Raw genomic sequence first — 24,443 nt, forward strand, 5'->3', positions numbered from 1 at the left:
TCGTCGACCGCTGCAAATGCATCACCGTCGATCTGCTGCCCAAGGACGAGAGACCGCGGACATAGGCGCGGCGGAGGTGATGCCGGCAGGCCGTCAGGTCGTTCACACGCAGGTGACGCTGCGTGCCAGGTGAGTTCGAGATCGCGCCGAGTTTGATCAGCTGGTCTGGTAGCTCACGGACCCGGAGCGTGCTTATGCCGCCGCGCGCCGAGTCGATAGATCCCGAGTGTTCTGACGCTAACGGCCATGGAGTGTATCGGTGAGGTGGCCCCCTAAATGACCTGACAGGGCGCCGCTCTTAGCTAAGAGTGAGGCATATGACTGACGGTACGATCAGGCGTTACAACGATGGCGGGGTTCTCTCCGGTGTTCAGCGGCGGAGGCGGTGGACACCGGAGGAAAAGGTCCGGATCGTTGAGAAGACGTATCAACCGGGGATGACCGTGTCACTCGTCGCCCGCCGGCACGGCATCGGTGGCAATCAGATCTTCACCTGGCGGCGCCTGATGGCGCAGGGTGCGCTGACCGCCGCGACAGCAGGCGAGGAAGTGGTGCCGGCGTCCGAGTACCGCGCGCGCGAGGCGCAGGTGCGCGAACTACACCGGCTGCTCGGCAAGAAAGCCATGGAGAACGAGCTGCTCCGCGAGGCCGTGCCCCGGGCCGCAGGCCCAAAAAAAACTGCTGTTGCGCTCGACCTCGTTGCCGCGGGATGGACGGTGAGCGCGGTCGCAGAGGCGGTCGAAATTGCTCGCCCACACCTGTCCGCGATGCGCCATCGCCCGGCGCCACGCCCACGCGGACGACCGCCGCTGCCGGATGCCGAGCTGGTCGTCGACATCCGCGCGCTCGTCGCCGATCTGCCAACCCATGGCTATCGCCGCGTTCATGCTCTGCTGCGCCGGGAAGCCGACAAGACCGGGCGTGAAGCGCCCAATCCGAAACGCGTCTACCGCGTCATGAAGGTGCACGGGCTGCTGCTACAGCGGGACGGCGAACGCCGCGAGGAACGGCGTCACGATGGCCGGGTCGCCGTCGATCTGCGCAACACCCGCTGGTGCTCCGACAGGTTGGAGATCACCTGTGACAATGGCGAGAAGGTACGCGTCGCATTCGCGCTCGACTCCAGCGACCGTGAGGCGATGGGACATGTGGCGACGACGGGCGGCATCACCGCAGAGGACGTCCAGGACTTGATGGTTGCCACGGTCGAGCATCGCTACGGACGGGTGAAACGCGTGCCCGAGCCGATCGAGTGGCTGACCGATAACGGCAGCTGTTACACCGCTCGCAACACACGTGCGTTCGCCTGAGGCATTGGGCTGATCCCACGCACGACCCCAGTCAGCAGTCCCCAATCGAATGGCATGGCTGAGGCGTTCGTTCGCACTCGCAAGCGCGATTATGTCCGTGTGAACCTCAGGCCGTATGCGCAGAGCGTTATCGACCAACTGCCCGGCTGGTTCGACCATTATAACGAGGTGCATCCCCACCGCGCTTTGCGCTATCGATCCCCACGCGAGTTCATCCCGCAAACCAGCGAGGCTCTGTCAGGCCTTTAGGGGGCAACAACAATCGGGCACGGATGCGGATGGACTAATTAGTAGCAAATCTACCTGGACGGTGAGACATCGGCTGCTGGGCAGTTGCTGGAGTCTCGAGACAAAATTATACCAATGCGCTGACTAGAATTCTCACCACGGTGGAGACGCCTCACGCCACCAGCGAACGCCCCTCGGATGTAGTGCAAATAACACCCCGCGTAGTATCTTAAAGCTATCGACGGTCACGTTTGAGCGGCGCTATTCCCGCTCATGGACAGGGACGAAACCGAGACCGTCGCGTATCTAAAGGCGCGGATGAAGGAACTCCTAAACCTTGCCGACCGTCTAGATCTTCCAGTCGTCGGGGCATGGCTGGCCTCTGCGATCGACAGTATACCAGACGACGCCGGTAAATAACGAGTTCGTCTTCATGTGCGGCTCGGCGAAACTACCAAGCCGCTGCTAAAGTCGGCCAGCACCACACCGGAGGACGCATCGGCCGCGGTCCGGTCCATGGCATAGCGCGAACGATTGCTGACGCCCAATTGCCGCCGCTCGCCTCGATGGTACACTACGATGACCAATAGAGAGGCAGCCATGATCTCCAAACGCTTTGACATTGCCAGTGACGCGTTCCGCCGAGACTTTATCGGCAAGTCTCGCGCAGAGATTAACGCAGTCTTGGGTGAAGGGCGACCTACAAGGAGAGGCGCCTTAGCTGGCGAAAAGGGAGTCAGCTACGTCAGCGTCAACGCTCGGGCGGCGTTCAGGGACGGGTACGCGGTGGAGGTCGGCTTCGCCCCTCCGGCTCCCATATTCTTCAAACGTCAGTCCTTGTTCGATCATCCCGCCTTGTGGCGCGAAATCGCTGCGATGGATGTTGATACTCGCGAGAACCTCGGCTTCCTCATCATGCCCAATCTCGGCCTCACTCTTACCGGGTTTTATGATAACGACCGATCGCAGCTTGCCGTCACCGTCTTCGAAGCGGGTAGGTGGGACGATCTATCCGCTTGATTGCACCATGTCCGCCTTCCACCAAAGGCGGACATCGGCGCGGCGGAGGACGCATCGGCCGCGCGGCATTAAAGCCGCCTACGCCCGGGTATCCGCTAACCCCCGTCGCTGATGTCCGCATCGGCTTTCAATAATCGCAGCTAATGCCGATTAACTGCCGTCCTCTGGTCGGGTAAGCAGCGGCGGCGATTTATCCGCAGTAGTGAGCCAGTTGCGCCAGATGATCATGGTTCGGGCCTTGGTGACCCTAATCTGACACCCAACCGCCATAGCACCGCGCACCGATGCGTCCTTCCACCGTTCGAATATCGCATTGCATTCGGCATCACGATAAGTCTGCCAAGCCCGCTGGGACGCACCAAGCTGAGCGATCGCAGCATTTTGCTGCTGTTTCGAGAGCTGCTCAACGGCAGTATTATAGTAGCGGTTCAACTCAACTTCAGCGCGACCAAGATTAGCGTCGAGGCAACGCTCAACCTCCGGTGTTGTCGAACCATCACAAGGGGCGGCAACGGGCACTAGGAGCGCCGCAATGAAGGTAATCACGAAGTAGGTTCCTTCGGTTCTGGACTGGCTGCGGCGCTTGCCTATTACACTTTCGTACGGATGACACGCTTGTCAGAGGCGGCAACGTCGTTTTAACCACACGGAATATTGCCGCGTCAGAGGACAAATCCGCCGCGAGCCGCCATCCGGCTATCGCTGACTGCACTTTAAGCTGATCGAGTCACGCGCCAGATCGGACACTTCTCCGGCGAGCCGATTGGTTTAGGTATCAATGCAGCGTTGAGTGGGGAGCGCTCGTCTTTCGGTCTCAGCGCTTCGCGCAGCAGCCAGGGATTGACGTAGCCATAGGAGTAGGCCGGGGGGCTGTAGCTGGCGCTGCGAAGGCTTCCCCTGCACGGCCGCTGCCGCGGCCGACTTGCTCGAGGGGTCCACGCCGCGGCCGAGCAGCTCGTGCGCCTGCTCGCACCGCGCCTGGGCGTCGACCAGCGACACCTCTGGCCAGGTGCCGATCGTCGAAAGCTTCCCGCGCCCCTCGAAGTGGAACTTCATGCGCACCGACTTGCGGCCGTTCGGCGCGACGTAAAGGTTCAGGCCCCGCTCGTCGAAAATCTTGTAGGCGGCCGCGCGCGGCCGCACGGGTTTCACCGCGGCGTTGGTCAGCATATGACCCTCGTGGAGCTTGAGGAAATCAGTGATGGATCATCGGCAGACGGCTGCAGATTTGCAGCGGCAGATCAAAAGTCTCGATCGATCGATCGCCCTATGGGAAAGCGGCTCGATGAAAGCGTGGAACGATGGCCAGGATGTCACTGCAGAATACCTCGATCGACTGCAGCGCAATCGAGACGAACTAGGTCAGGCCCTTCTGATCCTAGAGCGTGAAAGCGGCAGCTAGAGGCAGATATCTCGTCCGCCGCGGTCGCTTACGGCTCGCAACGTCTATGCGACCGTCGGCGCCACGCATTGGAACTTTAGAGCTCACGTAATCGCTGTACCCCTACCGCTGGTCCTCGGCGGCTGAGAGACACCGCGCTCCCGCTTCAATCGGGATGCGCTATGTCCATCTACTTTTTCGAAATCAACGACAGCAAACCGGCCATTGCTTGTGTGGGGGAGAAGCTTCCGACGCTTCACGCTGCTCGCTGTTTCGCCCTTAAATACGCCGCTGCGCTAATATGTGAGCAGGAGAGCGAATTTTGGGACGGTGAAGATTGGATAATGACAGTCACTGATGCCAACCGTTTGGCACTGTTCACGATCACGATCTACGCAGCCGCCTCGCCAGCAACCATGCCATTGAGCCGGACTGGTTAAGCTCTAAAGGGCGGATATACTTTCCGCCGCGCAACCGCATCCCTGTACGATTTTCCGCCAATTTTGCGAAGTTCGGCCCAGACCGATACCCCGGCAGACGCCCCACGCCGTGGCTTCGATCGTCCGACCGCTAACGCCCGATTGTGTTGAAAAAGTCGGCCTTGCAGTGGCGTCGGTGGTCTGATTCAATCTTCGCGAGGTGAGCGGAGACGGGCCGATGATGGGCGAGCGGACGGTAGCGCAGGAAGCGCTGTTCTACAGCTTCAGTCTGGAGCGGCATGTGCCGGCGGACCACATGCTGCGCTCGATCGACCGGTTCGTGGACCTGTCGGGCATCCGCAAACATCTGAAGCCGTTCTACAGCGAGATGGGACGGCCATCGATCGACCCCGAGCTGATGATCCGCATGCTCATCATCGGCTACTGCATGGGGATTCGTTCCGAGCGCCGGTTGTGCGACGAGGTGCATCTGAACCTGGCCTATCGCTGGTTCTGCCGGCTCGGGCTGGAAGGCGACGTTCCCGACCACTCGACCTTCTCAAAGAACCGCCATGGCCGCTTCCGCGACAGCGACCTGCTGCGCCGGCTGTTCGAAACGACGGTCGAGCGCTGCATGGCCGAGGGGCTGGTCGGTGGCGAAGGCTTCGCTGTCGATGCCAGCCTGATCCGGGCCGATGCCAATCGTCAGACCGGCGGCCCGGGTAGCGAGGGCCTGCCGCCCGACGCCGACAGGCGTGCCGTTCGCGAGTATCTTGCCGTCCTCGACGATGCCGCATTCGGGGCGGCCACGCCGGTCGTGCCGAAGTTTCTGGCGCCGGCGGATCCGGCGTCGCGCTGGACCTGCGCGCATGGCGGGCAGGCCTATTACGCCTACTCGACCAACTACCTGATCGATCTCGACCATGCCGTCATCATGGACGTGGAGCCGAGTACCGCGATCCGGCAGGCCGAGGTGACCGCCTGCAAACGGATGATCGAGCGCGTGCAGGACCGCTTCGGCGTCTGGCCCGAACGGCTGGCAGCGGACACGGGATATGGCTCGGCCGAGATGCTGGCGTGGCTCGTCCACGAGCGCGACATCCACCCGCACATCCCCGTGTTCGACAAGTCGGCCCGCCGCGACGGCACCTTCGCTCGGGCAGACTTCCGCTATGACCTGGGCGACGACAGCTATGTCTGTCCTGCCGGCAACCGCCTGCGCCCCCGCAACCGCAACTTCACGCAGGCCCGCGGCGATGTCGGCCAGGACGGCTTCATCCGCTATCGCGCCCGGCAGCAGGACTGCGCCGGCTGCGACCTGCGGCAACGCTGCACGCCCAACATGCCGGCCCGCAAGGTCACGCGCTCCATCCACGAAGGCGCTCGTGACCTGGCCCGCGATATTGCCACCACCGACGCCTATGTGACCTCCCGCCGCCAGCGGAAGAAGGTCGAGATGCTGTTTGCGCATCTCAAACGCATCCTGAAGCTGGATCGATTGCGCCTGCGAGGTCCCAACGGCGCAAAAGACGAGTTCCTCCTCGCCGCTACCGCCCAGAACCTCCGCAAGATGGCCAAGTTGATCCCGATGCCGACGCAGATGGCACCCGCCTGAGGCGCAGCGCGCGTCTAGATCCGCTCTAAACTACAGGCTGGTCCGCGGCTCACCCCGACTTTTTCAACACAATCGCCCAATAGCAGCCCTCGCTGCCAGTTATCGCAGTCATAAACCGGACCGGGATCGCGAGATACCTCATCCCAACATGTCAAACCCTAACATTAACCGCTGCTGTTGCCAATCGAGTGGCAAAGCACTGTAGATCAATTTGTGCGGGGTGAGATCGTTGGGACAATTTCCATCAATGATCGCGGCCTGGAGGTCGGGGGCGAGGTAGGTTAGGCGGATCAGTCGTGAAAACTTGCTAGGACCAAGTTTAAATGTTTTTGCAAGGTCGGCAATCGGTTTATCTCTGTTCGCCATCACGAACGCACGAGCTTCGAACGCACGACCGAGAAGGTTAACAAGCTTTTTGTCAGGTATCCCATATTGTTGAGTAGGCTTGATCGGTAGGCTGAAGTCGCGATGTGCACAAATTAGATTCGCGTTTATGGAAATTAAGTGCGCTTGAGGTGGGGAGTTTTCTTCCATCACAACACGATCGATATTGAATTTTCCCGTAGCTAGCAGTAGAGCAAGTCTATTACATTTAATGATAAGCCTTAGCTCGGCTTTTGCTACTTCAACGCGAACGAAAATCATCTCGTACAGGTGCCTGATCTGATCTCGGCTAGATTGCGCTAGCCGCTCTGCGACGGTACTAGCCTGCACGGCGAGTTGCTCATCTACAGTCTCAAACCGGCTTAGTTTTAACATTGCTCTTCTAATCTCAGTAACATCCGCGAAAAATGCCGACAGAGATGCAAAGGTTAATTCCTCGACGACGTCGGCGCGGACTCGTACCTTTGATAGCTGCTTTTGCCTTCGGGGATCCTTGGGTTCTGAGTCGTAATATCTGTATCGTTGTTTCCCGGTTCCCCCGGTGTTGGTGTGCAACGGTCGACCGAATTCATCCCAAATCAATCCGTGAAGCAAATTGCGTGATACATCCCAAGCAATTCGAGGCCGCGAGCGTATCGCCCGAAGTGCCTGCGCGCGATCCCATATTTCGCGATCGACAATCGGTTTATGCTGACCGCGATGCCACTCATCACCCTCTTTTATAAAGCCGATATAAAGGGGGTTTCTGAGCAACCGGTAGATTGACCCCGCGTGCATCGGAGTTCCGCCGATCGTTCGGCCGCTCTTGCTGGTAAAAGCCTTCGTGCGAACACCCTCTGACTCCAACTGCTTCATCAGCTGGAAAACCGTCGGATAATCCCCGACGCGGCTAAAAATCCCGCGAACGATTTGAGCCTCGGTTTCGTTGACAACGAGACGACCACTTATCTTGTCGTAGCCTAATGGCGGCTTGCCGCTCACAAAAAGACCGTTGCGGCGCATCACTGCAAGCTTGTCTTTGATCCGGTCGCTCAGCATTTCGCGTTCGAACTGCGCAAACGTGATAAGTACGTTCAAAACCATTCGGCCCATACTGTCTGACGTATCAAAAGACTGGGTTACGCTGACGAAGGAGATGCCGAAACGCTCCATGCTTTCCATGAGCCGTACAAAATCGGCTAGGGAGCGGGTTAGTCGGTCAATCTTATAAAAGACTATCGCGTCGATTTCTCCTGATTCAACGTCAGCGAAAAGTCGATGCAGCGCCGGCCTATCAAGCGTTCCGCCCGAATAGCCGCCATCGTCGTAACGGGTCGGCAACTCGCGCCAGCCTTTGTGCTCGTTGCATTTGACGTAGGCTGCGCATATCTCACGCTGCGCGTCCAACGAGTTGACGTCACGCTCAAGACCAACATCGCTGCTTTTTCGCGTGTAGATTGCACAGCGAACCTGTGCAGGTGATGCTGGTTCTGCGAGTTCGAACATAATCGTCCTTTCGCCGCGGTGCCGCTTTACCTGTATGTGTACGTCGGAGCAGGATAGGTTGATGAACGCACCGTCCTGGACTACGACATTTCTCAGTTCTTTTTGGTTCTTGCAAACGCTCTTGCGACTCGAAATTTCACCGCAAGTGTTGTGTCGGGCGCATGTTATGCTGCGACCATCACGTGCGATTGCTCGCCGGTTCTGAGCGCTACGGACAAAAGTCGGATTGAGGGTATAGTCGCCCGAAAAGCAGCCTGCCCGCTATACACCAAGGACGGACATCGGCGCGACGGAGAACGCATCCGCCGCGCCGATCAGTCATGCCGCCAAACCAGTGCTCATTTCGCCCTACTGCCGCCTTCAGCGCGACGCTTGCTGGTCTAGGAACTTCCGCATTGACGATACCGCGTTGGCCGACAAGATTACGTCATCTCCATCGTTCCTTGTCTCAACCTGGCCATCTTGTACGAGATGATCGAGCCAACGCCGTCCGGATGCAACCGGCAGCCCCGTCGCTTCGAGCAAATTTCGTTCCGAGACAACCTCGTTACCAGCTAGGCTGACAAACAGAATCAACAATATTTGCCAAGCGTGTTCGTCGAATAGCTCGCTCGGGAAATGGTCCTTCCGCTGTGCCCGCATATTCAGGAGGTATTTTGCAGCATCACTGCGCTCTTGATCTCTGATCATTGCCTTCATGACCCTTTCACTTAATCTACGATAGCGCGATCGTTGCCAACATAAATTGTAGTAAATACACTGGACGTTCTCGGATTTTATGCGCTTACGGGGAGATGTCCAAAGGCAATGATTCTAAAATAAGTTCTTTGCGAGCTGCATTGAGCTTGGCATTGAGCTTAGCTGACGATATTGGCGAAACGTTGATTGCTGCACAGCTTTCAGATATTCTTGAACAGATCGACCGGTCTGGGCCCTAAGAGGCAGGCAAATCGCCTCGGCGCATCGGAAACCGCATCGGTCTCGCGTTGCGGCAATCGCCACGCTGTCCGGTCAAACCTAGATTATTGAACGATTACTCGTTCAGTGTGAGTCGTGTAATGCAGCAAATTCCCGACCAAGCATTAATTTTGCTACGTGCTGCCGTAGCTTGGGCTCAGTATCTCTCTGACGCATACGGCAATAAGGCTGCTGCGGCGAAACTGTCGGAAGTGCTAGACATCCTTGATCGCCAATCTGCCGGCCTTGACCAATAGTAGCCATGGCGGACGACACATCCGCCATGGCACACTTTTGCGCCTGCCGGCGCCCCTCAGATGCCCCTGTTCGAGCATGCGGACAGCCCGACGGCACGCCCCCTTTCGGGATATTCGGACACCCCGCGCAATAGTGAGTTGTTACACTTGGGCCTTCAGTTGAGAACGCCAGAGCGTAACTTCACCGAAGGCCGCGGGGCGATGCAGCTAGCTTGTAAGAGTCTTCCGTATTATATAACTGGGCACTTCGGAATGGAGCATTCAGATGGCCGACGATGCATACGAACCAAATCCAATCGAGCTCGCAACAGATTTAACGATTGCCTGGTTAGCAAACCCCAGTACTCGTACCTCAGCTGGTGACGTACCAGCCTTCCTCGGCAAAATGTACGAAACTGTTTCGTCCCTTGTAGGTGGAAACCAGGAAGCCGCTGCGCCCGCGGTGGAGGCCAAAGAGTATACCCCCGCCGTCACCGCTCGTAAGTCGCTTGGCAACCCTGACGTCATCATCAGCATGATCGACGGTAAACCTTACAAGACGTTGCGCCGCCACCTGTCGACCAACGGTATGACGCCTGCCCAATATCGCGAGCGGTATGGCCTGAAGGCTGATTACCCGATGGTGGCGGCGACATACTCGGAGGCCCGTCGCGCAATGGCCAAGAAGATCGGATTGGGTCGCAAGCCAGGACAGACGTACGCTGCAAAGGCTGACGGTAAGCCGTCTGCCGCTTCGCGCAAACGCAAGACTGGGAACGTTGCAGCCGAATAAAGAGACGTTTGGCCCTTAGGCGCGCGGCGCAATATTCGATGCGCGTCATTGGGTTTGCTCAATACTTCTGCTTCGTGGCAATCCGATCGTGAACCGCGCGCTTTGGAAAGACACGCGACTCTTTGCTGGACATCAAGATGAACAGGCAAAGGCATTACCGGACCCAGCCGGCGGCATACGCGTTCAAGATGCCCCACAAGAGAGTATCGCAAGCCGCACGCCAGCAATATCATTTACAGCGTTGGACCTGACAGCCCCCACGCCTTCGACATCGTGCCGAAAAGCCGCGCAACGGCAGCCTCGATGCCATGTGCCCGGTTTGCCAAGTCCGCGGTCGATGGAACTCCGAAATTGATCTGGTCTCCCTTCCGTGCAAGCGGGCTTCCTGCGACCGCGCGCCGCTGGAGCTGCGCCGATACGAGAAGGGCAGAATGGCTACTCGCGGCGCCTCGATCGCGATCGCGATGGCGTAGCCTGCGAGTAGCACATTGCAGCGTCCTGAAACGGGATGTAGCACCGAAATTGGCGAACAGATGGGCTCGGGACCGTTGGAACGGCGCGGTCAATCGGCAGTTCACCACCCAAAGAGAGTGACGATGACTGATCCGATCAAGCCCACGACGGAAACCGACAAGCCGAACCTGTCGACCGAGCACCAGAATGAAGGCGATGCCCGTCGACCGAGCGACACGCTGAATAAGGGGGCGCGCAGCACCGAGGGCGAGAAAGCACCCAAGCGCAAATCATCGCTCACGTAGGTTGTGCCGGGAGCCGACGCCGGATCAAACAAGCCTCGGCAGGGTTGAGCTCACATCGTGCCGGTCGTGACCAATCCTGAGTGGCAACACCTCGTCATCTACGCCCTCGGCGCGGGCGGCGGATCGCGCGGCATCGGCTCGGCCATCGCCAAGCGGCTTGCGGCCGATGGCGCCACCGTGGCGATCACCTATGCCGGCAACAAGGCCGCGGCCGACGCCACCGTGGCAGCGATCGAGGGCGCGGGCGGCGGCGCCTTCGCCTTCCAGGCCGATGCCGCCGATCCGGCCTCGCAGCAGGCGGGCGTCGAACAGGCCGCCGCCGCATTTGGGGAATCGATATCCTCGTGCACAATGCCGGTGTGGCCGAGTTTTCCGCCGTCACCGAAGACACCGACGACACTTACGACCGTCAGTTCAGCGTCAACGTGAAGGGCCTGCACGTCGGCACCCGTGCTGCCCTGCCGCATCTTCGCGATGGCGGGCGGATCATCCTGATCGGCAGCATCTCGGGTGAGATGGCCTTCCCCGCGACCACCGTCTACAGCGCGACCAAGGCAGCAGTGGCGGCGCTGGCGCGCGGCTGGGCCAAGAATCTCGCGTCGCGCAACATACTGGTCAACACCGTGCAGCCGGGACCGATCGACACCGATATGAACCCTGCCGACAGCGAATTCGCGGGGCAGGTGCTGCAAGCGATCCCGCTCGGCCGCTACGGCAAGGTCGAGGAGATCGCGGGCGCGGTGGCGTTCCTTGCTGGCCCCGATGCGAGCTACATCACCGGCACCACGCTCAACATTGATGGTGGCGCGACCGCGTGAGTTATGGCCATCGTCCCTTCAACTTAACCGGAGGGGCGATGGCGTTTGCCGCATGTGGTAAGGAGACCCACAAGCCGACATTCGCAGGCTGCTATCTGCTACCAAACATCGGCCATTCATTCATCGGATCGATGGGCAGCACCCGCCGCCAATCCGTTACATAATGTTTGAAGCGTTCACCGATGAAAACACTTCGGTAGAGGGCCTGGCAGCGACGTGAAGATTTTGAGCTAGAACCTAGAGCGAGATCGTTGCGCGGCAATGTCGCCACTTTATTGCACGACGTACGAGGTCGTTGTGATGCGGTACACCGTTTGAGCAACGCCATCTGGAAACGCAATCGGGCCATTCTCTTTCGCGGTAGCAACGAGAAGATGGCGTCCCGGCTTGCCGATACCTGTTTCGATCATACCCGCAGCATCGGTCGTTAGCTCGATCTTCGAACGGTCCGGCGCGTAGAGTGCGACGGCGGTGCCGGGCATCGGCTTGCCGGCGCGCGTCAACACAAAGCGCGATCCGTTCGCGGTTACGGGGGCTAGTTCCAACAGCAACTTGGCGAGCGGCTCGGCGCGACCTGCGCGCGCGTAATAGACCACGCCTTCCTTCCCCCCGTCCGGTCCCCATGGCGCGAACACGGTATCGTCCCACGCGCGGACGTCGCCGGCCGGCAAGTTCGTCTCCAGGAACCCGGTACGCCGCGTCAGGATCGCGTTTGGCTGGCTGAGTATCCGCGGCGTCTTCAGCTTGGCGAACTCGGTATCGCCGCCCGACGGCATCGGTTCGCCCGGCTCGCCCAGATAGACGCGCGCGGGGCCTGTGCCGTCGCGTTCAATCCAGATTTCGTGAGCCTGCGCGGTTGCAGGAAGGCAGAAGATGAGCGCTGCGAACAGGGTACGCATAGGCTAGAGTCCTTCAACGGAGGATTGCGAGTGCCGCGGGTCGACGCGGGCGGGGATGAAGTTGAGAATGAGGAAAGCGATCCCGGCACCGGCCATGATCGCCCCGGTCCAAAGTATCGGTCCGAAGACCCAGCCTCGGGCGAGAAGCGCAGATATCACGCTTGCGAACAGCACGAGCCAGCCGCTGGTCCGCAGCATGCGGCTCCGGTGCTTTGGCGGACACCATCCGAACCGGCGACGATGATGCACGTCGGTGGCAACGCCGAGCAGGACGAACGCGACACATGCAAGCAGGAGGGTGAGAATTCTCATTCGGCGGGCTCCAGAACCGTCGAAGTTATTACGGTCGGCGTCTTGCGAATACGCTTTGCGGCAGGGCGGTGGCCTGCGACGCGGCGCGCGAGCAGAAGGAACCCGATCCCGAAAACAAACATGCTCGCATCGATACCCGCGATCATAAGGTCGCCGATCGCCAGCGACGCAAACAGCCCGCGTTCTGTCGCGAAGATGTCGTACATCGGCAAGACGACAAGCAGCACGCCTGTCGTCGCAAACAGCAACGGCCAGACGCGTGCCGGCCTGACAACGAAAGCCACCACCGCAGCGATCGCCCAGGTGATGAACAGCGCGTGCATCTCCCACTCCGCCCGCGCGCGCAGCGCTACGGGCAGCAGCCGGTTGGCCCAGAAGAAGCATGAGATCCCGAACGGGAAGCCGCCGATCACCGCGACGTTGAGCCGCTCGACGACGCGAAACCCGACGTGTGGCCGAGTCGGATCGGGCAGGCGTTCGCGACGCTTGACCGTCCACAGGACGAGGCCACTCGCCACCATCAGCGTACCGGCGACCCCGCACAGGAAATACAGCCAGCGTCCGCCGTTCCCGGCAAACCGTCCGGCATGTAGGCCGACCATCGCGCCTGCGGTCTCGGCGGCGGCGCCGGGTGGCGGCGATTGCCATACGAGGCGTCCCGTCACGCCGTCATAGGTCAGTCGCGGCGTCCGCGCCGACAGCATCGAACTGGCGCTCTGGCTGATCGTGATCCGGGCGGCAGCATCGCCGGGATCGCTGACCTCGATGATGCTGACGGGTGCGCCGAGCCGGCGCTCCGCATCAATCGCGATCCTCCGCAGGTCGATCAGCGGCGCGGGCCGGCCGGTCCGCTCGACCGCCGCGGCGGTCGGGAAAAGAGCCGCGAAAACGACCTTCTCGTCGGTATAATTGGCGACGACCGCCCACGGCATCAGCAGCGCCATCAGCGTGACCAGCCCGGTATAGGTGATCATCAGGTGGAACGGCAGTGCTAGCACCGCGGTCGCGTTATGCCCGTCGAGCCACGACCGCTGCCCCTTGGCGCGCCGCAACGTGAAAAAGTCCTTGAAGATCTTCTTGTGCGTCACGATCCCGCTGAGGATCGCGACCAGCATCATCATGGTCGCGAACCCGACCAACCACCGTGCCCAGATCACCGGCACATAGTGGAGGTCGAAATGGAACCGGTAGAAGAACTCCCCACCCCGCGTTTCGCGCGCGTGCGCGACCTGTCCGTCGGCTCCGATCAGTGCTTGCGTGTCTCCCCGTCCGCGCACCCTGCGCCGCCCCCGGCCACGCTCTTCACCCGGCTTGGGCTGCGGTATCCAGAAGAGGTGCGCACCGGGCGATCGCTCGGTTGCCACCGGGATAAACCAGCTCTTTGCGTCCGGTGCCTTGCCGGTGAGGAACGCTTGCGATCCTGCCAACACGCGCATCGGCTGTTCAACACGCGCCAATTCGGGTCGCATCCAGCGGTTGAGGCCTTCGCGCCAGAACGCGACTGTGCCTGTGACGAAGACGAGGAACAGGATCCAGCCGAGCAGCAGCCCGGACCAGGTGTGCAGGAACGCCTGCGACTGTCGAAAGCCCTTGCTCATAATCGCCCCGTCGCATCGATCGAGATCCACGCGATTGCCGCCGCGATCGCCGCGGCTGCGGCGAGCGTCCAGATCGCCCGCCAGCCGCTACACGCCGCGAACGCCCACATCGCCGCCACCGCGCACACGGCGAGCGCGATCATGGCGGCGGTGACGCTCGCCTCCGCACGATCACCGGGCAGCAACCGCGCGATCGCCATCGCCCATAGGCTCGCCGTTGCGTAAGCAAGCGGCACCGCCGCGACGACGCGGAGGGCGATGTCGCCGCGACGCGCCCAGCGCGCGCGCATATGCGCATCGCCCGCCGTCACTCGAAGCTGTACCGAAGCGTCGCGAACGCGGTCCGCGGACTGCCGTAGTAATTGCCGCGGCCGGTCGCGGCGATGCGGGCATAGTAGGTCTTGTCGAGCACGTTTGCGACATTGACCGAGACCCCCAGCCGTTCGCTGAGCTTATACCCTGCGCGCAGGTCGAGCACCGCATAGCCCGGTTGGCGAACGATGGTGGAACGGGTGCGCAGCGTGCCGTCGGCGTTGAACACCGCTGCATTGCCGCCGAAGGTCGAACTGAACCATGTCACGCTGCCGCCGACGCTCGCGCCCGCCAACGGCCCGTCGACCGGCGCATAGTTGGTGAACGCCTTGATCATGTGCTCGGGCACGATCGGCACCAGCGGCAGCCCTTCGAAGGCGGCGGTCTGATCCTCGAGATACCTGGTCTTGGTATAGGTGTAGCCGCCGTTGATCCGCCAGCCCGGTAAGATTTCGCCGGTCGCCTCGGCCTCGACGCCCCGCGCGCGGACCTTGCCGGTCTGGAGCACGACCGTGGCGATGTCGGGATCGTTGAACAGCCGGTTGGTCTGCGTGATCTGATATGCCGCCGCTGACAGCAACAGCCGGTCGTTCATCAGCGAAAGCTTGGTCCCAACCTCGTATTGCGCGCCGACCAGCGGCTCGATCTGCTGTCCGTCGGGCCGCGCCCGCCCAACCGGAGCCGCCTGCGGCGTGAAGCTGTCGGCATAGCTCGCGTATAGATTCAGCTGCGACGTCACGTCCCAGACGATTCCGGCATAGGGGGTGAAGCGGTTGTCGACCCCGTACCGCGCCGATGGCGGCAGGACGCCGCTTGGCGTCAGCAAACTGGTCGTCGTCGTATCCCACCACGTCACGCGGCCGCCGCCGATGAACGTCAGGCCTGCGAAAAGGCTAAGCCGCATCTGTCCGTAGATACCAAATTGCTCGATATCGGTCCCTGTGGCGCCATAGACCTGCAGGACGCAATTGGCGGGTGCCGGCACGATCGCGGTGCTGGAATTGGGACATGTCGCGCCGCTGCCCTGCACCGGATAATAGGGTGAGGCGCCGTACGGATTCAGCGGTGGTTCGAACGGCGACACAGGATTATACACGTCTATCCGCGCATAGTTGGACAGCCGCGTGTTGTACGACGTACCCGAACTCGCCTGGTAATCGGCGCCGAGGATCAGCGTCTGGTCGCGCCCGAACAGCGGGAAACTACCTATGCCGTTGAAGTCGAACGACCGCGTCTGCTGCTTGCTGTCGCCGCGATAGGCGATGTGACTCGTCGCACCGTTGGTGGCCGTGACCGGCTGATTACCAATATAGCTGTAGATGTCGACGCGATCGACGTCGGTAAACAATCCCGTCGCGCGCAGCGTCCACCGGTCGCTGACCCTGTGCGCGAGCTCTCCGAACCCGGTCCAGGTCTCGGCGTTAAAGCGGTTCCAGTCCGCCCCAAGATAGGTCGATCGCTTGACGTCGAGCAACTGCCCGTCGCTTCCGTCGGCGCCGCCGATGATGCCAGGCAGGCCCGACTGCACCGCGGGGCGGAAGCGATCGTAATATCCGCCGACCGTCAGCGTGGTGCGCGTCCCGATCTCCAGCGAACCGACCACGAACCCGCCGATACGGTTGCGGTGCGCGGTGGCAAAGAACTGATCTTGGTCCTGCGCCATCGCGCCGATGCGCAAGCCCGCCTTGGTCCCGATCGGCGTCGAGACGTCGAGTTCCAACCGTACATTGTCATAGCTGCCGGTGCCCGCGCTCGCCTGCATCTTGAACGTGTCGAGCGGTCGCTTGCGCACCATGTTGATGCTGCCGGCCGGATTGCCTGAGCCGCTGAACAGACCTGCCGGGCCACGCAGCACTTCCAGCCGATCGTAGAAGAACAGATCCGGCACGGCGGACGGGAAGTTGAACGAGAAGCTTGGGACGCCGTCGATCAGGTAGTTCGTGATCGCGAAGCCGCGCGAAAAGAACGACGGGTCCTCGCTGCCGACGCCGTTGACGGTGATACCGTTGGTCGCGGTCAGCGCGTCCTCGAGCGTGAACAAGTTCTGCGCCTCGATCTGGTCGCGATCGATGACCGTGATAGTGTTTGGGGTGTCCTTGAGCGGTGTCACGGTCTTGCCGACCGCGCGACCATAGCTTTTGCCGATAACCGTGATTTCGTCGGCCTTCTGCACGTCGTCCAACACACCGGACTCAGCGGTTTTCGGCTCTTCCGCCGGTGCCGCGACCGACGCTCCGACCAGCGCTGCGCCCGCCAGCATTATGCTCGATAAACTCATCATTACCCCCGTTGACGCGAGCCACCTAGGGTAATCGCTTTTGCGAGTCACTATCAATCTAACGCTTTTGTCATAATTTTAGAGATAGAACGGCTTATAGTGGTTGCGGCCCGACGCCTTTGCGCGACATATCGTGCAGCATGAGCGTCACCGACGAGCTATCAGTACGCACTGAAAGCAGCTGGGCCCCTATCCGGCCGCTCCAGAGACTACGAGGCACCGCCCGGAACTGGCCGCTTGGTCAGCATCACCGACGGGCGATCAACCACATTTCCAAATCGTCGGTTTACCGCGCCTGCGTACGCTCGATTCGCCGAGCCGTACCGATGGAGATGATCGATGGGGCACTCGCCGCTGGACCTCGCCTTTCACGAACTTCGCCCCTGGAACGAGGGTCGGCTTATCGGTGCGAAGCGGGCGCTGAAACAGCAACAGGTCTGGGCCATTCGCTTCTGGCTCGACCAGCATAGACGACTGCGCGACCGAGCGTTGTTCGACTTCGCCATCGACAGCAAGCTGCGCGGCTGTGATGTGGTCCGGGTGCGGATAGGCGATGTAGTTTCCGGCGGGCGCGTCCGCGACCGCGCCGTCGTGGTTCAGCAGAAGATCAAACGACCGGTCCAGTTCGAGCTGATGGACACTGCACGAAAGACGATGCGGGCGTGGTTGGAACGACGCGGCGGGACAGTGAACGACTTCGTCTTCCCGAGCCGAAACGACTACATGGCTCACATGAGCACGAGGCAATATGCCCGCCTCGTGCACGAGTGGGTTGTCGGCATCGGCCTTCCGGCTCAGGATTACGGGACGCACTCGCTTCGGCGCACGAAAGCATCGATCATCTACAAGGCGACTGGCAATCTCCGCGCCGTTCAGATCCTTCTCGGCCATGCCAAGATCGACAGCACGGTCCGCTACCTGGGCGTTGATGTGGAGGACGCTTTGGAACTGGCCGAACGCACTGAGGTCTGAGCCGACCCATACCCGGACCTTCGCGCGCCCTTCCCCGCTCCCCAACTTCCGACGTTCGTTCATCCCCGCGCTGACTGGTATTGGCGCATGATCGTCCGTTATGAATGTCGAGAAGACCCATCATCCGACATTCGCTGGCCAATTGCGATCACCGAACATCAGCCATTCATTCATTTTCAGATGACCAAGAATATCGTTACTGCTTGGCTGACGTTGCACCGTCGAAGCGCTAATCTCGAGCGCCCTTGAAATGACGGCGCTCATCGATCCTCAGCCGGGTTGTCGCGCCAGATGCGCTCGGCAAGAATAGTCGCGAAGCCAAGCCAGGCGACGAACGGCACCGCCGTGGCCGCCGCCGGCCGGTCCACCCTGGCGGCGGCGGCGACATAGGCGGCACCGGCGACGACCATCGCACCCGATGCTGCCACGCTCGCACCGAGCCGCTTCTCGCGAAAGAACAGCTGCGTCCATCCGCCCACCATCGCGGTGTTCAACAGCCAGAGGCCAACCGCCGCGTTCCGCGCGTCACCCGCCGGACGCCGCAGCAGGCGATATCCCCCGACCGCCAGTCCGGTCCCCAGCACCGGCCAGACCGCGCCGAACGCGGCGTCAGGCGGCGTGAAGCCGGGCTTGTCCAGCCGGCGGTACCAGCGGCGTATGCCGGGATGCGACGGATCGGGTGCGTTGCGCCGCCCGATCAGCGCACTCGCACCGAGCAAAGCGCCAACCGCACCCAGCGCCAGTATCGGCGACAAGCCCTTTGTCGACGCGGCAGGCGACTCGACCGGTGATGCGCTCGGCGAGCGCTCGTCGTACCGCGACAGGTCGACGTCCTTGGAGCGGCCGCCGAACAGCTTGCCCGCGACGCCGCGAACGGTGGGGCGGCTCGCGACCTTCAGTGCGCCGTGCAGCAGGCGAATGCCGAGCCGGCTATGCGGGTTCGCCAGGCGCGGCGCGAGCTTGGGCACCCCCTGTGCATCCTCCACCATCGGGCGCATCGTCTGCTCATAGGTCGCAAACGCCGCCTCGACGTCCGTGGAGCGTATCAGCTCCTGCGCCAGCACATACGCGCCGGTGATCGCCAGCGTCGTCCCATAGCCGGCGATCGGAGTCGCGCACCACGCGGCGTCGCCGGTGAGGACCAGTCTCCCCTTCGACCAGTGCGGCATGCGCACCTGTCGCAGGACATCGAAGTAGAAGTCGCCGGTCGCGTCCATCCCGTCCAGCACGCGCTCGGTCTGCCAGCCGGCACCGGCAAAACGCTCGCGCAGCCATGCCTTTTGGCGACCCGTGTCCCAGTCCTGCTCTCCCCCGGGAGGCTGCTGGACCGAGAGCATGGCGCGGGCAGTGCCGTGCCGGTCGGGCCGAAGCGACACGCTGCGGCCTTCCGGCGCATTGTACCAGCGCCACAACCGGTCATCGTCCGGTGCGCGCGCGATGGTGAAATAGGCGGTCGTCAGGTCCATCCAGCGCGGTTCGTTCTCGCCGGCAAAAACTAGGTCCCGCGTCCCCGACCCTACGCCCTCGGCGACGATGACCGTGTCGTATTGTTCCGTGACGCCGCTGGCGAAGGTGACGATGGCGGCGGCCGGATCCTGTTCGACGCCGACGATGCTGTCGTCGAACCGGAAGGTGACGTACTCGCGCGCAGGCTCGTAGAGAAGCCGGGCCAGATCGCCGCGCAGAATCTCCATCTCGGCGGTCGGTCCATCGGTGCCGAGTTCGGCAGTCAGAAATTGCGCGGCCACGGTACCGTCCTGCTCAACCCAGGCGGTGCCCTCCTCGCCGGTACCCCGGTCCAGCGCCGTCTGTTCGAGCCCCATCCGTCGCAGCACCTCGCGGCCCGGCCCGCGCACGTCGATGTTTTGGCCTCCGTCGCGGAACGCGGGCACGCGCTCGACCACCGTGACGTCGAAGCCCGCACGCCCCAGCCACCAGGCGACGGTATTGCCGGCGACGCTCGCGCCGGTGATCAGGATGCGTCGGGTCATGTAAAGCTCCTCGCACCGTCCAACGCGCGGGAGCGGATAAGTCGCCCGGCCGACGCGTTATTGCGGTTCATACAGGAGAGCATGATGCCTGACACGTTCAAGCCGACCGCGAAAATGGGCGCCAATGCCGAAAAAGGCCTCAAGCTCCGAGAGGAATTCGGTCGCGGCGGCACCGATGTGGGCGTGCACCGCGCCAAGCAACTCGCAGCCCGAAAGGACCTGTCGGCAGAGGACGTCAAGTCGATGCACAGCTACTTCGCGCGTCACACGGTCGACAAGGGGGCCAAGGCGCACGCGTGGGGTTCCGACAGCGACCCGTCCGCCGGCTACATCGCATGGCTTCTATGGGGCGGCGACGAGGGCGAGGCGTGGGCCGATCGCCATGCCGAGACGCTCGATTGAGTCCTGTCTCTCGGATCGTCGCGTCACGTATCCGCGGCACGTTATGCGTCGCGAGCCGTTCCAGCCCCGATCCATCGACAGGAACCGACATGACCGACGATCCGCGCACCAGCCAGCCGACGAGCTTCCCGAACGAACCGCAGCAGCCGCCACCCGGCCTGACGGCGAACATGAGGACCAAGCCCGATCACGGCGAGGAGAGCTACGTCGGGAAGGGGCTGCTGGAGGGCAAGGTAGCCCTCATCACCGGCGGAGACTCCGGCATCGGTCGCGCGGTAGCGATCGCCTATGCTCGCGAGGGCGCGAACGTCGCCATCTCCTACCTTGCGGAGGAGCAGCCCGATGCCGAGGAGACGCGCGCCTGGGTCGAGAAGGCCGGTCAGCGCTGCCTGCTACTACCTGGCGACATCCGTAGCCGTGCTCACTGTACGACGCTGATCGAGCGCACGGTCGCAGAATTCGGCGGCCTCGATGTCCTCGTCAACAACGCCGCCGCACAGACGATGAACGAGGGTCTGGGGACGATCGACGACGAAGAGATGCAGGACGCGTTCGCCGCCAACGTCTTCGCCATGATCCGCCTTGCCAAGGTGGCCGCGCCGCACATGAAGCCGGGATCGGCCATCGTGAACACGACCAGCGAGCAGGCCAAGGTCGCCGACAAGAGCATGATCGTCTACGCGGCGACCAAGGGAGCAATCTCGAGCCTGACGGTTGGACTATCGAATCTTCTCGCAAGTGACGGCATCCGCGTGAACGCGGTCGCGCCCGGCCCGATCTGGACACCTATCCAGCCGATTGCCAAGTCGCCGCCGGAACTCGAAACACTTGGTCAGGATACGCCGCTGGGCCGTGCCGGCCAGCCGGCCGAGCTCGCGTCCGCCTACGTGCTGCTCGCGTCGACTGAAGGCAGTTACATGTCCGGCAACGTCATCGCTGTAACCGGCGGTGTTCCAATCTCATGAGCGCGAGACGACCCAATCCCGGACGTTCAGCCGTGCCTAGCCGCTTCCCGAAACCCGACGCTCGTTCAGCTACGGTATCCGCTGGGACTGCCGGCCCAATTCTTGCGGCCACCCACGAATCTAAGTCCGCAGAATCTGTCAGCCCGCGTCTCTCATTGAAGGCGGCGATTGCGAAATTGGACAGCTTGCGGCAGATAGAACGATAGGCGAACACCGGTACTGGAAGGTATCGGCGACGACGTTCGCTCGTCATAAGCATGAACACGGAAAACGGTGTGTGGGCTCTTCGACGATCATCAACATTCCGACCGACGACAAGGTATTCGAGAGCAATTGCATTCCGCTGTTCGCAGGACTGATCAACGACCCCAACGTCAAGCTCCTCGGTACGCGGGGTAAGAAGCAGTTCGGTCTCGATCTGATCGGCAGGCGGGATCGCAATCCAGGCCAGCCGGTCGGCATCCAATGCAAGCTCATCACCCGTGGCGCGAAACTCACCGAGTCGACCATCCGCCACGAGGTCAGCCAGGCTATGGCCATCAAGCCGGCGCTCACCGAATTCTATATCGTTACGACTGCGACTGACGAGCCGGCCCACGATTTCCTCGCGATCGATCTGGCGCAGGATCAGGCGAAGCTCGGGCGGACGATCGACATCCAGGTCTGGGGCTGGGACACCCTTCAGGAGAAGATCCGCAGCACCCCGAAGGCACTGGCCGCCTTCGACCCCGATTATAGCGCGTCGACCAACCGCTTGCTCGAACTCGGCGACGAGACGCTTTCCGGACAGGCCGAGATCCGAGCCCAGAACGAGCAGGCACTTCAGCATCTGGAGGTGATCCGAGCGACGATCACGGCCGGCCCCATCGACACAGCACGAAGCGCCTTCGATCAACATCTCGACGCGCAGGTCGATTCCTATCGAGACATGCTGAACGCCGGTAAGCCGCGCACCGCGCTGGATCTGCTCGAGGCGCTCGACAAAACGCTTGATGTGAAGAGCTCGGTCGCGATCCGGGCGCGGGTCAAGGTCAACATCGCGATTACGCGAATGAAGCTCGGCGAGGAAGCGAGCGCAGCGCCGCTGCTCGACGAGGCGTACGCGCTCAACCCGACTGATCCGAAAACGCGGGCGAACAGGATCCTGGCGCTCGCTATCAGAGGGGATCTCGCTGGAGCCTGGGCGTTTGCGGAGGATATCCTGCGCGAGGATCCCACCAATTCCGGCGCGGCCGGCCTCGCCTTTCAAGTGGCGTCGATGGACACGGTTGAGCGGGATCCCATGGGAATCGTCCCGGCTGATCTTCTCGACGACCACGGCGTTCGCATCCACCGGGTCAGCTATCTTCGCGCTAAGGGTTCTACCGAGGGTTGGTGGGTGCTTGCAGCCGAGACGCTCGTGCGCTTCCCAGCCGACGGCAATTCGGTCCGGATGGCGGGCGACGCCCTCGTCGACGAAGCGCTCTCCGGAGACATCGTCGAACGACTTGGTCCGGTTTCCGAGGACCGGCGAAGCAAACTCCGCGAGGGTGCGGCACTGCTCCAACGTCACTGGGACGAAGTCCGCTTTTATGAGCATGCGACCGAACCGAATTGGACGATGGTCGGCTATAATCTGGTCACGGCCTATAGGGCGCTCGGCGACCTGGATCAGGCGAAACACATCGCGGAGCAGGTGCTGGCGACGGGAACCAAAGACCCCGACGCGGCGCTAAGCGCGGCGTGGGTCGCGATCGATCGCGATGAGTTCGCCGAAGCCGAAGCTTTTCTCCGCAGCGCCCCGATCACGGACACTGCGGTCCTGCCACTGCTGGTCGCGCTCTCCAACCTTCACAAATGGTCTGCGGTGATCGAGGAGGCGACGAACGAACGTCGCGAGAGATTGCCGGTTGCCGCACGCCAATTGCTCGACGTGCTGGTGTTCCGCGCGCGTCACGCCGGAAGGACCAGCGCCAACCTCGACGAGGATGTCGAACAGCTCCTCGAGCGCTGGCCGCTTGGTGTCAGCGCTCATATCGCGGTCGCGGACATCTACCGGGGCGCAAAACCCGAAGGCATCGCGGCGATGGCCGCCAAGATCAAGTCGCTGATAACCTCGGAGACGAGCTATTCCGACCGAGTAATGTTTGCCCAGCTCTCGCTCTTCCGCGAGGCCTGGGACGATATCATTGCGGCGGTCGACGGGTTCGTCGGCGTGGATCGGCCGTCCGAACCATTAGCTTGGCTTGCTCATGCCTTTGCGAACGCGCCGTCGCAGGCACGGACGTCACCCTTCTACCGGTCGCTTGCCCCCGAGGTGATCGCGCTTCCGCGCTATGCGCGGTTGGCGGGCGCTGCCGAACATAATCGCGGCGACCTCAAGGCCGCCGAGCGCTACCTGCGGTCTGCTATTTCGGCCGATCCGACCGATCTACGCGCCATTCTGCTACTGTCGAGCACCCTTATGCGAGGCAACTGCGAGACGAACGCGCGCGATCTGATCTCGGGCGTCAACGACGACGCCGTCGATGGATCGCCGGACGATCTCATGCGCCTTGCGCATATGCACCGCCGCGCGAGCGAGACCGAGCGCGCGCTGAAACTGGGATACAGGGTGGCGGCGGCGCATCGCCGGGAGGAGAGCGTCGTCTCCTCCTATCCCTCGCTCATCTTCATGGACGAGGCGCTGCCCTCTCCGATCGGCCGGGCCGGCCCTGCACAGAGCGGCTTCTGGTTCGATCTCGAGGGGCTGGACGGCGCCCGTGATGTGACCGGCATTATCGACGATGAGGACATTCCGGAGGTCGACCAGCTTTTCGCGCCGGACCATCCCTTAGCAGCAACCCTTGTCGGCAAGTCAGTCGGTGACATTATCGAGATGCCGGCCGAGATCGGGGGACTGCGGCGTTACCGCGTGCGCGCACTCAAGCACAAATATGTCTGGCTGTTGCACGATATCATGGCGATGCACGCAGCGCGTTTCCCGGCCGCGCGCTCGATGTTCGAGATGACAATGAAGGACGGCGACGTGCAGCCGATCCTGGACCTGGTCCGCGACCTCCAGGACAAGGACGATGTCGTCGCATCCACCTACACGTCCTTCCCGGTACCGTTGGCAGCAATCGCGGCGACCTCCAACCGCTCGGTCCTGCAACTCGCCGAACATCTGTCGATGACCGGGACTAACCTGCGGACCTGCGTCGGTGCCGAAGATGAGCGCAAGGAAGCGGCGACGTTCGTGCGCCGAGCGCGCGGCAAGGGCGCGGCGCTCGATACGCTAACCGTCTGGCAATTGCGCGAACTCGGGCAGCCTCTTCCTTACCCCTAAGAC

At 62.0% G+C, this 24,443-nt stretch carries 22 protein-coding genes and 2 pseudogenes; 13 read left to right on the forward strand and 11 right to left on the reverse strand.

From position 1 onward, the window contains the following. Window positions 1–317: 317 nt before the first annotated feature. Together FSB78_RS09890 and FSB78_RS09895 are read left to right on the forward strand one after the other, a co-directional pair. Window positions 318–1,559, forward strand: a pseudogene (locus FSB78_RS09890) (IS3 family transposase). Window positions 1,560–2,117: 558 nt separating this feature from the next. Continuing rightward, window positions 2,118–2,558 (forward strand): hypothetical protein, encoded by a 441-nt coding sequence (locus tag FSB78_RS09895; RefSeq protein ID WP_158637993.1) that lies wholly within the window; start codon window positions 2,118–2,120, stop codon window positions 2,556–2,558. Between the two features lie 150 nt (window positions 2,559–2,708). Here FSB78_RS09895 and FSB78_RS09900 read toward each other — a convergent pair whose 3' ends face one another. Next, on the reverse strand, window positions 2,709–3,104 hold the full coding sequence (locus tag FSB78_RS09900; protein ID WP_158637994.1) for a lysozyme inhibitor LprI family protein: 396 nt from the start codon (window positions 3,102–3,104) through the stop codon (window positions 2,709–2,711). 222 nt (window positions 3,105–3,326) lie between these two features. Further along, a complete protein-coding gene (locus tag FSB78_RS09905; protein ID WP_147082308.1) occupies window positions 3,327–3,728 on the reverse strand; it encodes an Arm DNA-binding domain-containing protein in 402 nt (133 codons plus the stop codon). Window positions 3,729–3,759: 31 nt separating this feature from the next. Between FSB78_RS09905 and FSB78_RS09910 the strand changes: the two genes are divergently transcribed. From FSB78_RS09910 to FSB78_RS09920, 3 genes are all read left to right on the forward strand, one after another. Then, window positions 3,760–3,960, forward strand: a complete 201-nt coding sequence (locus FSB78_RS09910; protein WP_147082310.1) for a hypothetical protein — start codon at window positions 3,760–3,762, stop codon at window positions 3,958–3,960. 161 nt (window positions 3,961–4,121) lie between these two features. Further along, complete coding sequence (locus FSB78_RS09915; RefSeq protein ID WP_147082312.1) at window positions 4,122–4,379, forward strand: DUF6894 family protein; 258 nt, start codon at window positions 4,122–4,124, stop codon at window positions 4,377–4,379. Between the two features lie 217 nt (window positions 4,380–4,596). Next, the gene (locus FSB78_RS09920) at window positions 4,597–5,973 is read left to right on the forward strand and encodes a transposase (RefSeq protein ID WP_147084121.1); all 1,377 of its coding nucleotides are present in this window, start codon (window positions 4,597–4,599) and stop codon (window positions 5,971–5,973) included. Window positions 5,974–6,111: 138 nt separating this feature from the next. Here FSB78_RS09920 and FSB78_RS09925 read toward each other — a convergent pair whose 3' ends face one another. Together FSB78_RS09925 and FSB78_RS09930 are read right to left on the reverse strand one after the other, a co-directional pair. Further along, window positions 6,112–7,842 (reverse strand): recombinase family protein, encoded by a 1,731-nt coding sequence (locus FSB78_RS09925; RefSeq protein ID WP_147082314.1) that lies wholly within the window; start codon window positions 7,840–7,842, stop codon window positions 6,112–6,114. A gap of 360 nt (window positions 7,843–8,202) precedes the next feature. After that, on the reverse strand, window positions 8,203–8,541 hold the full coding sequence (locus FSB78_RS09930) for a hypothetical protein (RefSeq protein WP_147082316.1): 339 nt from the start codon (window positions 8,539–8,541) through the stop codon (window positions 8,203–8,205). Between the two features lie 780 nt (window positions 8,542–9,321). Between FSB78_RS09930 and FSB78_RS09935 the strand changes: the two genes are divergently transcribed. The 4 genes and pseudogenes from FSB78_RS09935 (at window position 9,322) to FSB78_RS09945 (ending at window position 11,404) form a co-directional block, all read left to right on the forward strand. After that, a complete protein-coding gene (locus FSB78_RS09935; protein WP_147082318.1) occupies window positions 9,322–9,828 on the forward strand; it encodes a Ros/MucR family transcriptional regulator in 507 nt (168 codons plus the stop codon). 370 nt (window positions 9,829–10,198) lie between these two features. Continuing rightward, complete coding sequence (locus FSB78_RS09940; RefSeq protein ID WP_147082320.1) at window positions 10,199–10,312, forward strand: excalibur calcium-binding domain-containing protein; 114 nt, start codon at window positions 10,199–10,201, stop codon at window positions 10,310–10,312. 112 nt (window positions 10,313–10,424) lie between these two features. Next, entirely contained in the window at window positions 10,425–10,586 is a 162-nt protein-coding gene (locus FSB78_RS19270; RefSeq protein WP_199743157.1) for a hypothetical protein, read from the forward strand. Between the two features lie 96 nt (window positions 10,587–10,682). Then, a pseudogene (locus tag FSB78_RS09945) lies at window positions 10,683–11,404 on the forward strand (SDR family oxidoreductase). A gap of 272 nt (window positions 11,405–11,676) precedes the next feature. Here the strand turns inward: FSB78_RS09945 and FSB78_RS09950 are convergent. From FSB78_RS09950 to FSB78_RS09970, 5 genes are read right to left on the reverse strand one after another with little or no spacing between them, the layout of a single operon-like run. Continuing rightward, a complete protein-coding gene (locus FSB78_RS09950; protein ID WP_147082321.1) occupies window positions 11,677–12,303 on the reverse strand; it encodes a DUF4198 domain-containing protein in 627 nt (208 codons plus the stop codon). A 3-nt stretch (window positions 12,304–12,306) separates the two neighbouring features. Next, a complete protein-coding gene (locus tag FSB78_RS09955; RefSeq protein ID WP_147082324.1) occupies window positions 12,307–12,615 on the reverse strand; it encodes a DUF3325 domain-containing protein in 309 nt (102 codons plus the stop codon). Further along, the gene (locus FSB78_RS09960) at window positions 12,612–14,213 is read right to left on the reverse strand and encodes a PepSY-associated TM helix domain-containing protein (RefSeq protein WP_147082326.1); all 1,602 of its coding nucleotides are present in this window, start codon (window positions 14,211–14,213) and stop codon (window positions 12,612–12,614) included. The genes FSB78_RS09955 and FSB78_RS09960 overlap by 4 nt, the downstream gene beginning before the upstream one ends. Further along, complete coding sequence (locus tag FSB78_RS09965) at window positions 14,210–14,524, reverse strand: hypothetical protein (RefSeq protein WP_242008172.1); 315 nt, start codon at window positions 14,522–14,524, stop codon at window positions 14,210–14,212. Before FSB78_RS09965 ends, FSB78_RS09960 begins: the two co-directional genes overlap by 4 nt. Further along, window positions 14,521–16,803 (reverse strand): TonB-dependent siderophore receptor, encoded by a 2,283-nt coding sequence (locus FSB78_RS09970; protein WP_242008173.1) that lies wholly within the window; start codon window positions 16,801–16,803, stop codon window positions 14,521–14,523. Before FSB78_RS09970 ends, FSB78_RS09965 begins: the two co-directional genes overlap by 4 nt. Window positions 16,804–17,142: 339 nt before the next feature. Between FSB78_RS09970 and FSB78_RS09975 the strand changes: the two genes are divergently transcribed. Then, window positions 17,143–17,775, forward strand: coding sequence for a tyrosine-type recombinase/integrase (locus FSB78_RS09975; protein WP_147082328.1), 633 nt, complete (start codon window positions 17,143–17,145; stop codon window positions 17,773–17,775). Window positions 17,776–17,895: 120 nt separating this feature from the next. Here the strand turns inward: FSB78_RS09975 and FSB78_RS19110 are convergent, their stop codons facing one another. Next, window positions 17,896–18,039 carry a hypothetical protein gene (locus FSB78_RS19110; RefSeq protein ID WP_158637995.1) on the reverse strand — a complete coding sequence of 48 codons (144 nt, stop codon included), beginning with the start codon at window positions 18,037–18,039 and terminating at the stop codon, window positions 17,896–17,898. Then, the gene (locus FSB78_RS09980) at window positions 18,036–19,766 is read right to left on the reverse strand and encodes a tryptophan-rich sensory protein (protein ID WP_147082330.1); all 1,731 of its coding nucleotides are present in this window, start codon (window positions 19,764–19,766) and stop codon (window positions 18,036–18,038) included. The genes FSB78_RS19110 and FSB78_RS09980 overlap by 4 nt, the downstream gene beginning before the upstream one ends. An 84-nt stretch (window positions 19,767–19,850) precedes the next feature. On the opposite strand from FSB78_RS09980, the gene FSB78_RS09985 reads away from it, so the two are divergent. The 3 genes from FSB78_RS09985 (at window position 19,851) to FSB78_RS09995 (ending at window position 24,440) form a co-directional block, all read left to right on the forward strand. Continuing rightward, window positions 19,851–20,168, forward strand: coding sequence for a hypothetical protein (locus tag FSB78_RS09985; protein WP_147082332.1), 318 nt, complete (start codon window positions 19,851–19,853; stop codon window positions 20,166–20,168). Between the two features lie 89 nt (window positions 20,169–20,257). Continuing rightward, a complete protein-coding gene (locus FSB78_RS09990; protein WP_147082334.1) occupies window positions 20,258–21,133 on the forward strand; it encodes an SDR family oxidoreductase in 876 nt (291 codons plus the stop codon). A 277-nt stretch (window positions 21,134–21,410) separates the two neighbouring features. Further along, window positions 21,411–24,440: a tetratricopeptide repeat protein gene (locus tag FSB78_RS09995; RefSeq protein WP_199743158.1), complete on the forward strand. Its 3,030-nt coding sequence runs from the start codon at window positions 21,411–21,413 to the stop codon at window positions 24,438–24,440. Window positions 24,441–24,443 lie beyond the last annotated feature (3 nt).

It is taken from the genome of Sphingomonas ginsenosidivorax, assembly GCF_007995065.1.
Lineage (GTDB): Bacteria > Pseudomonadota > Alphaproteobacteria > Sphingomonadales > Sphingomonadaceae > Sphingomonas > Sphingomonas ginsenosidivorax.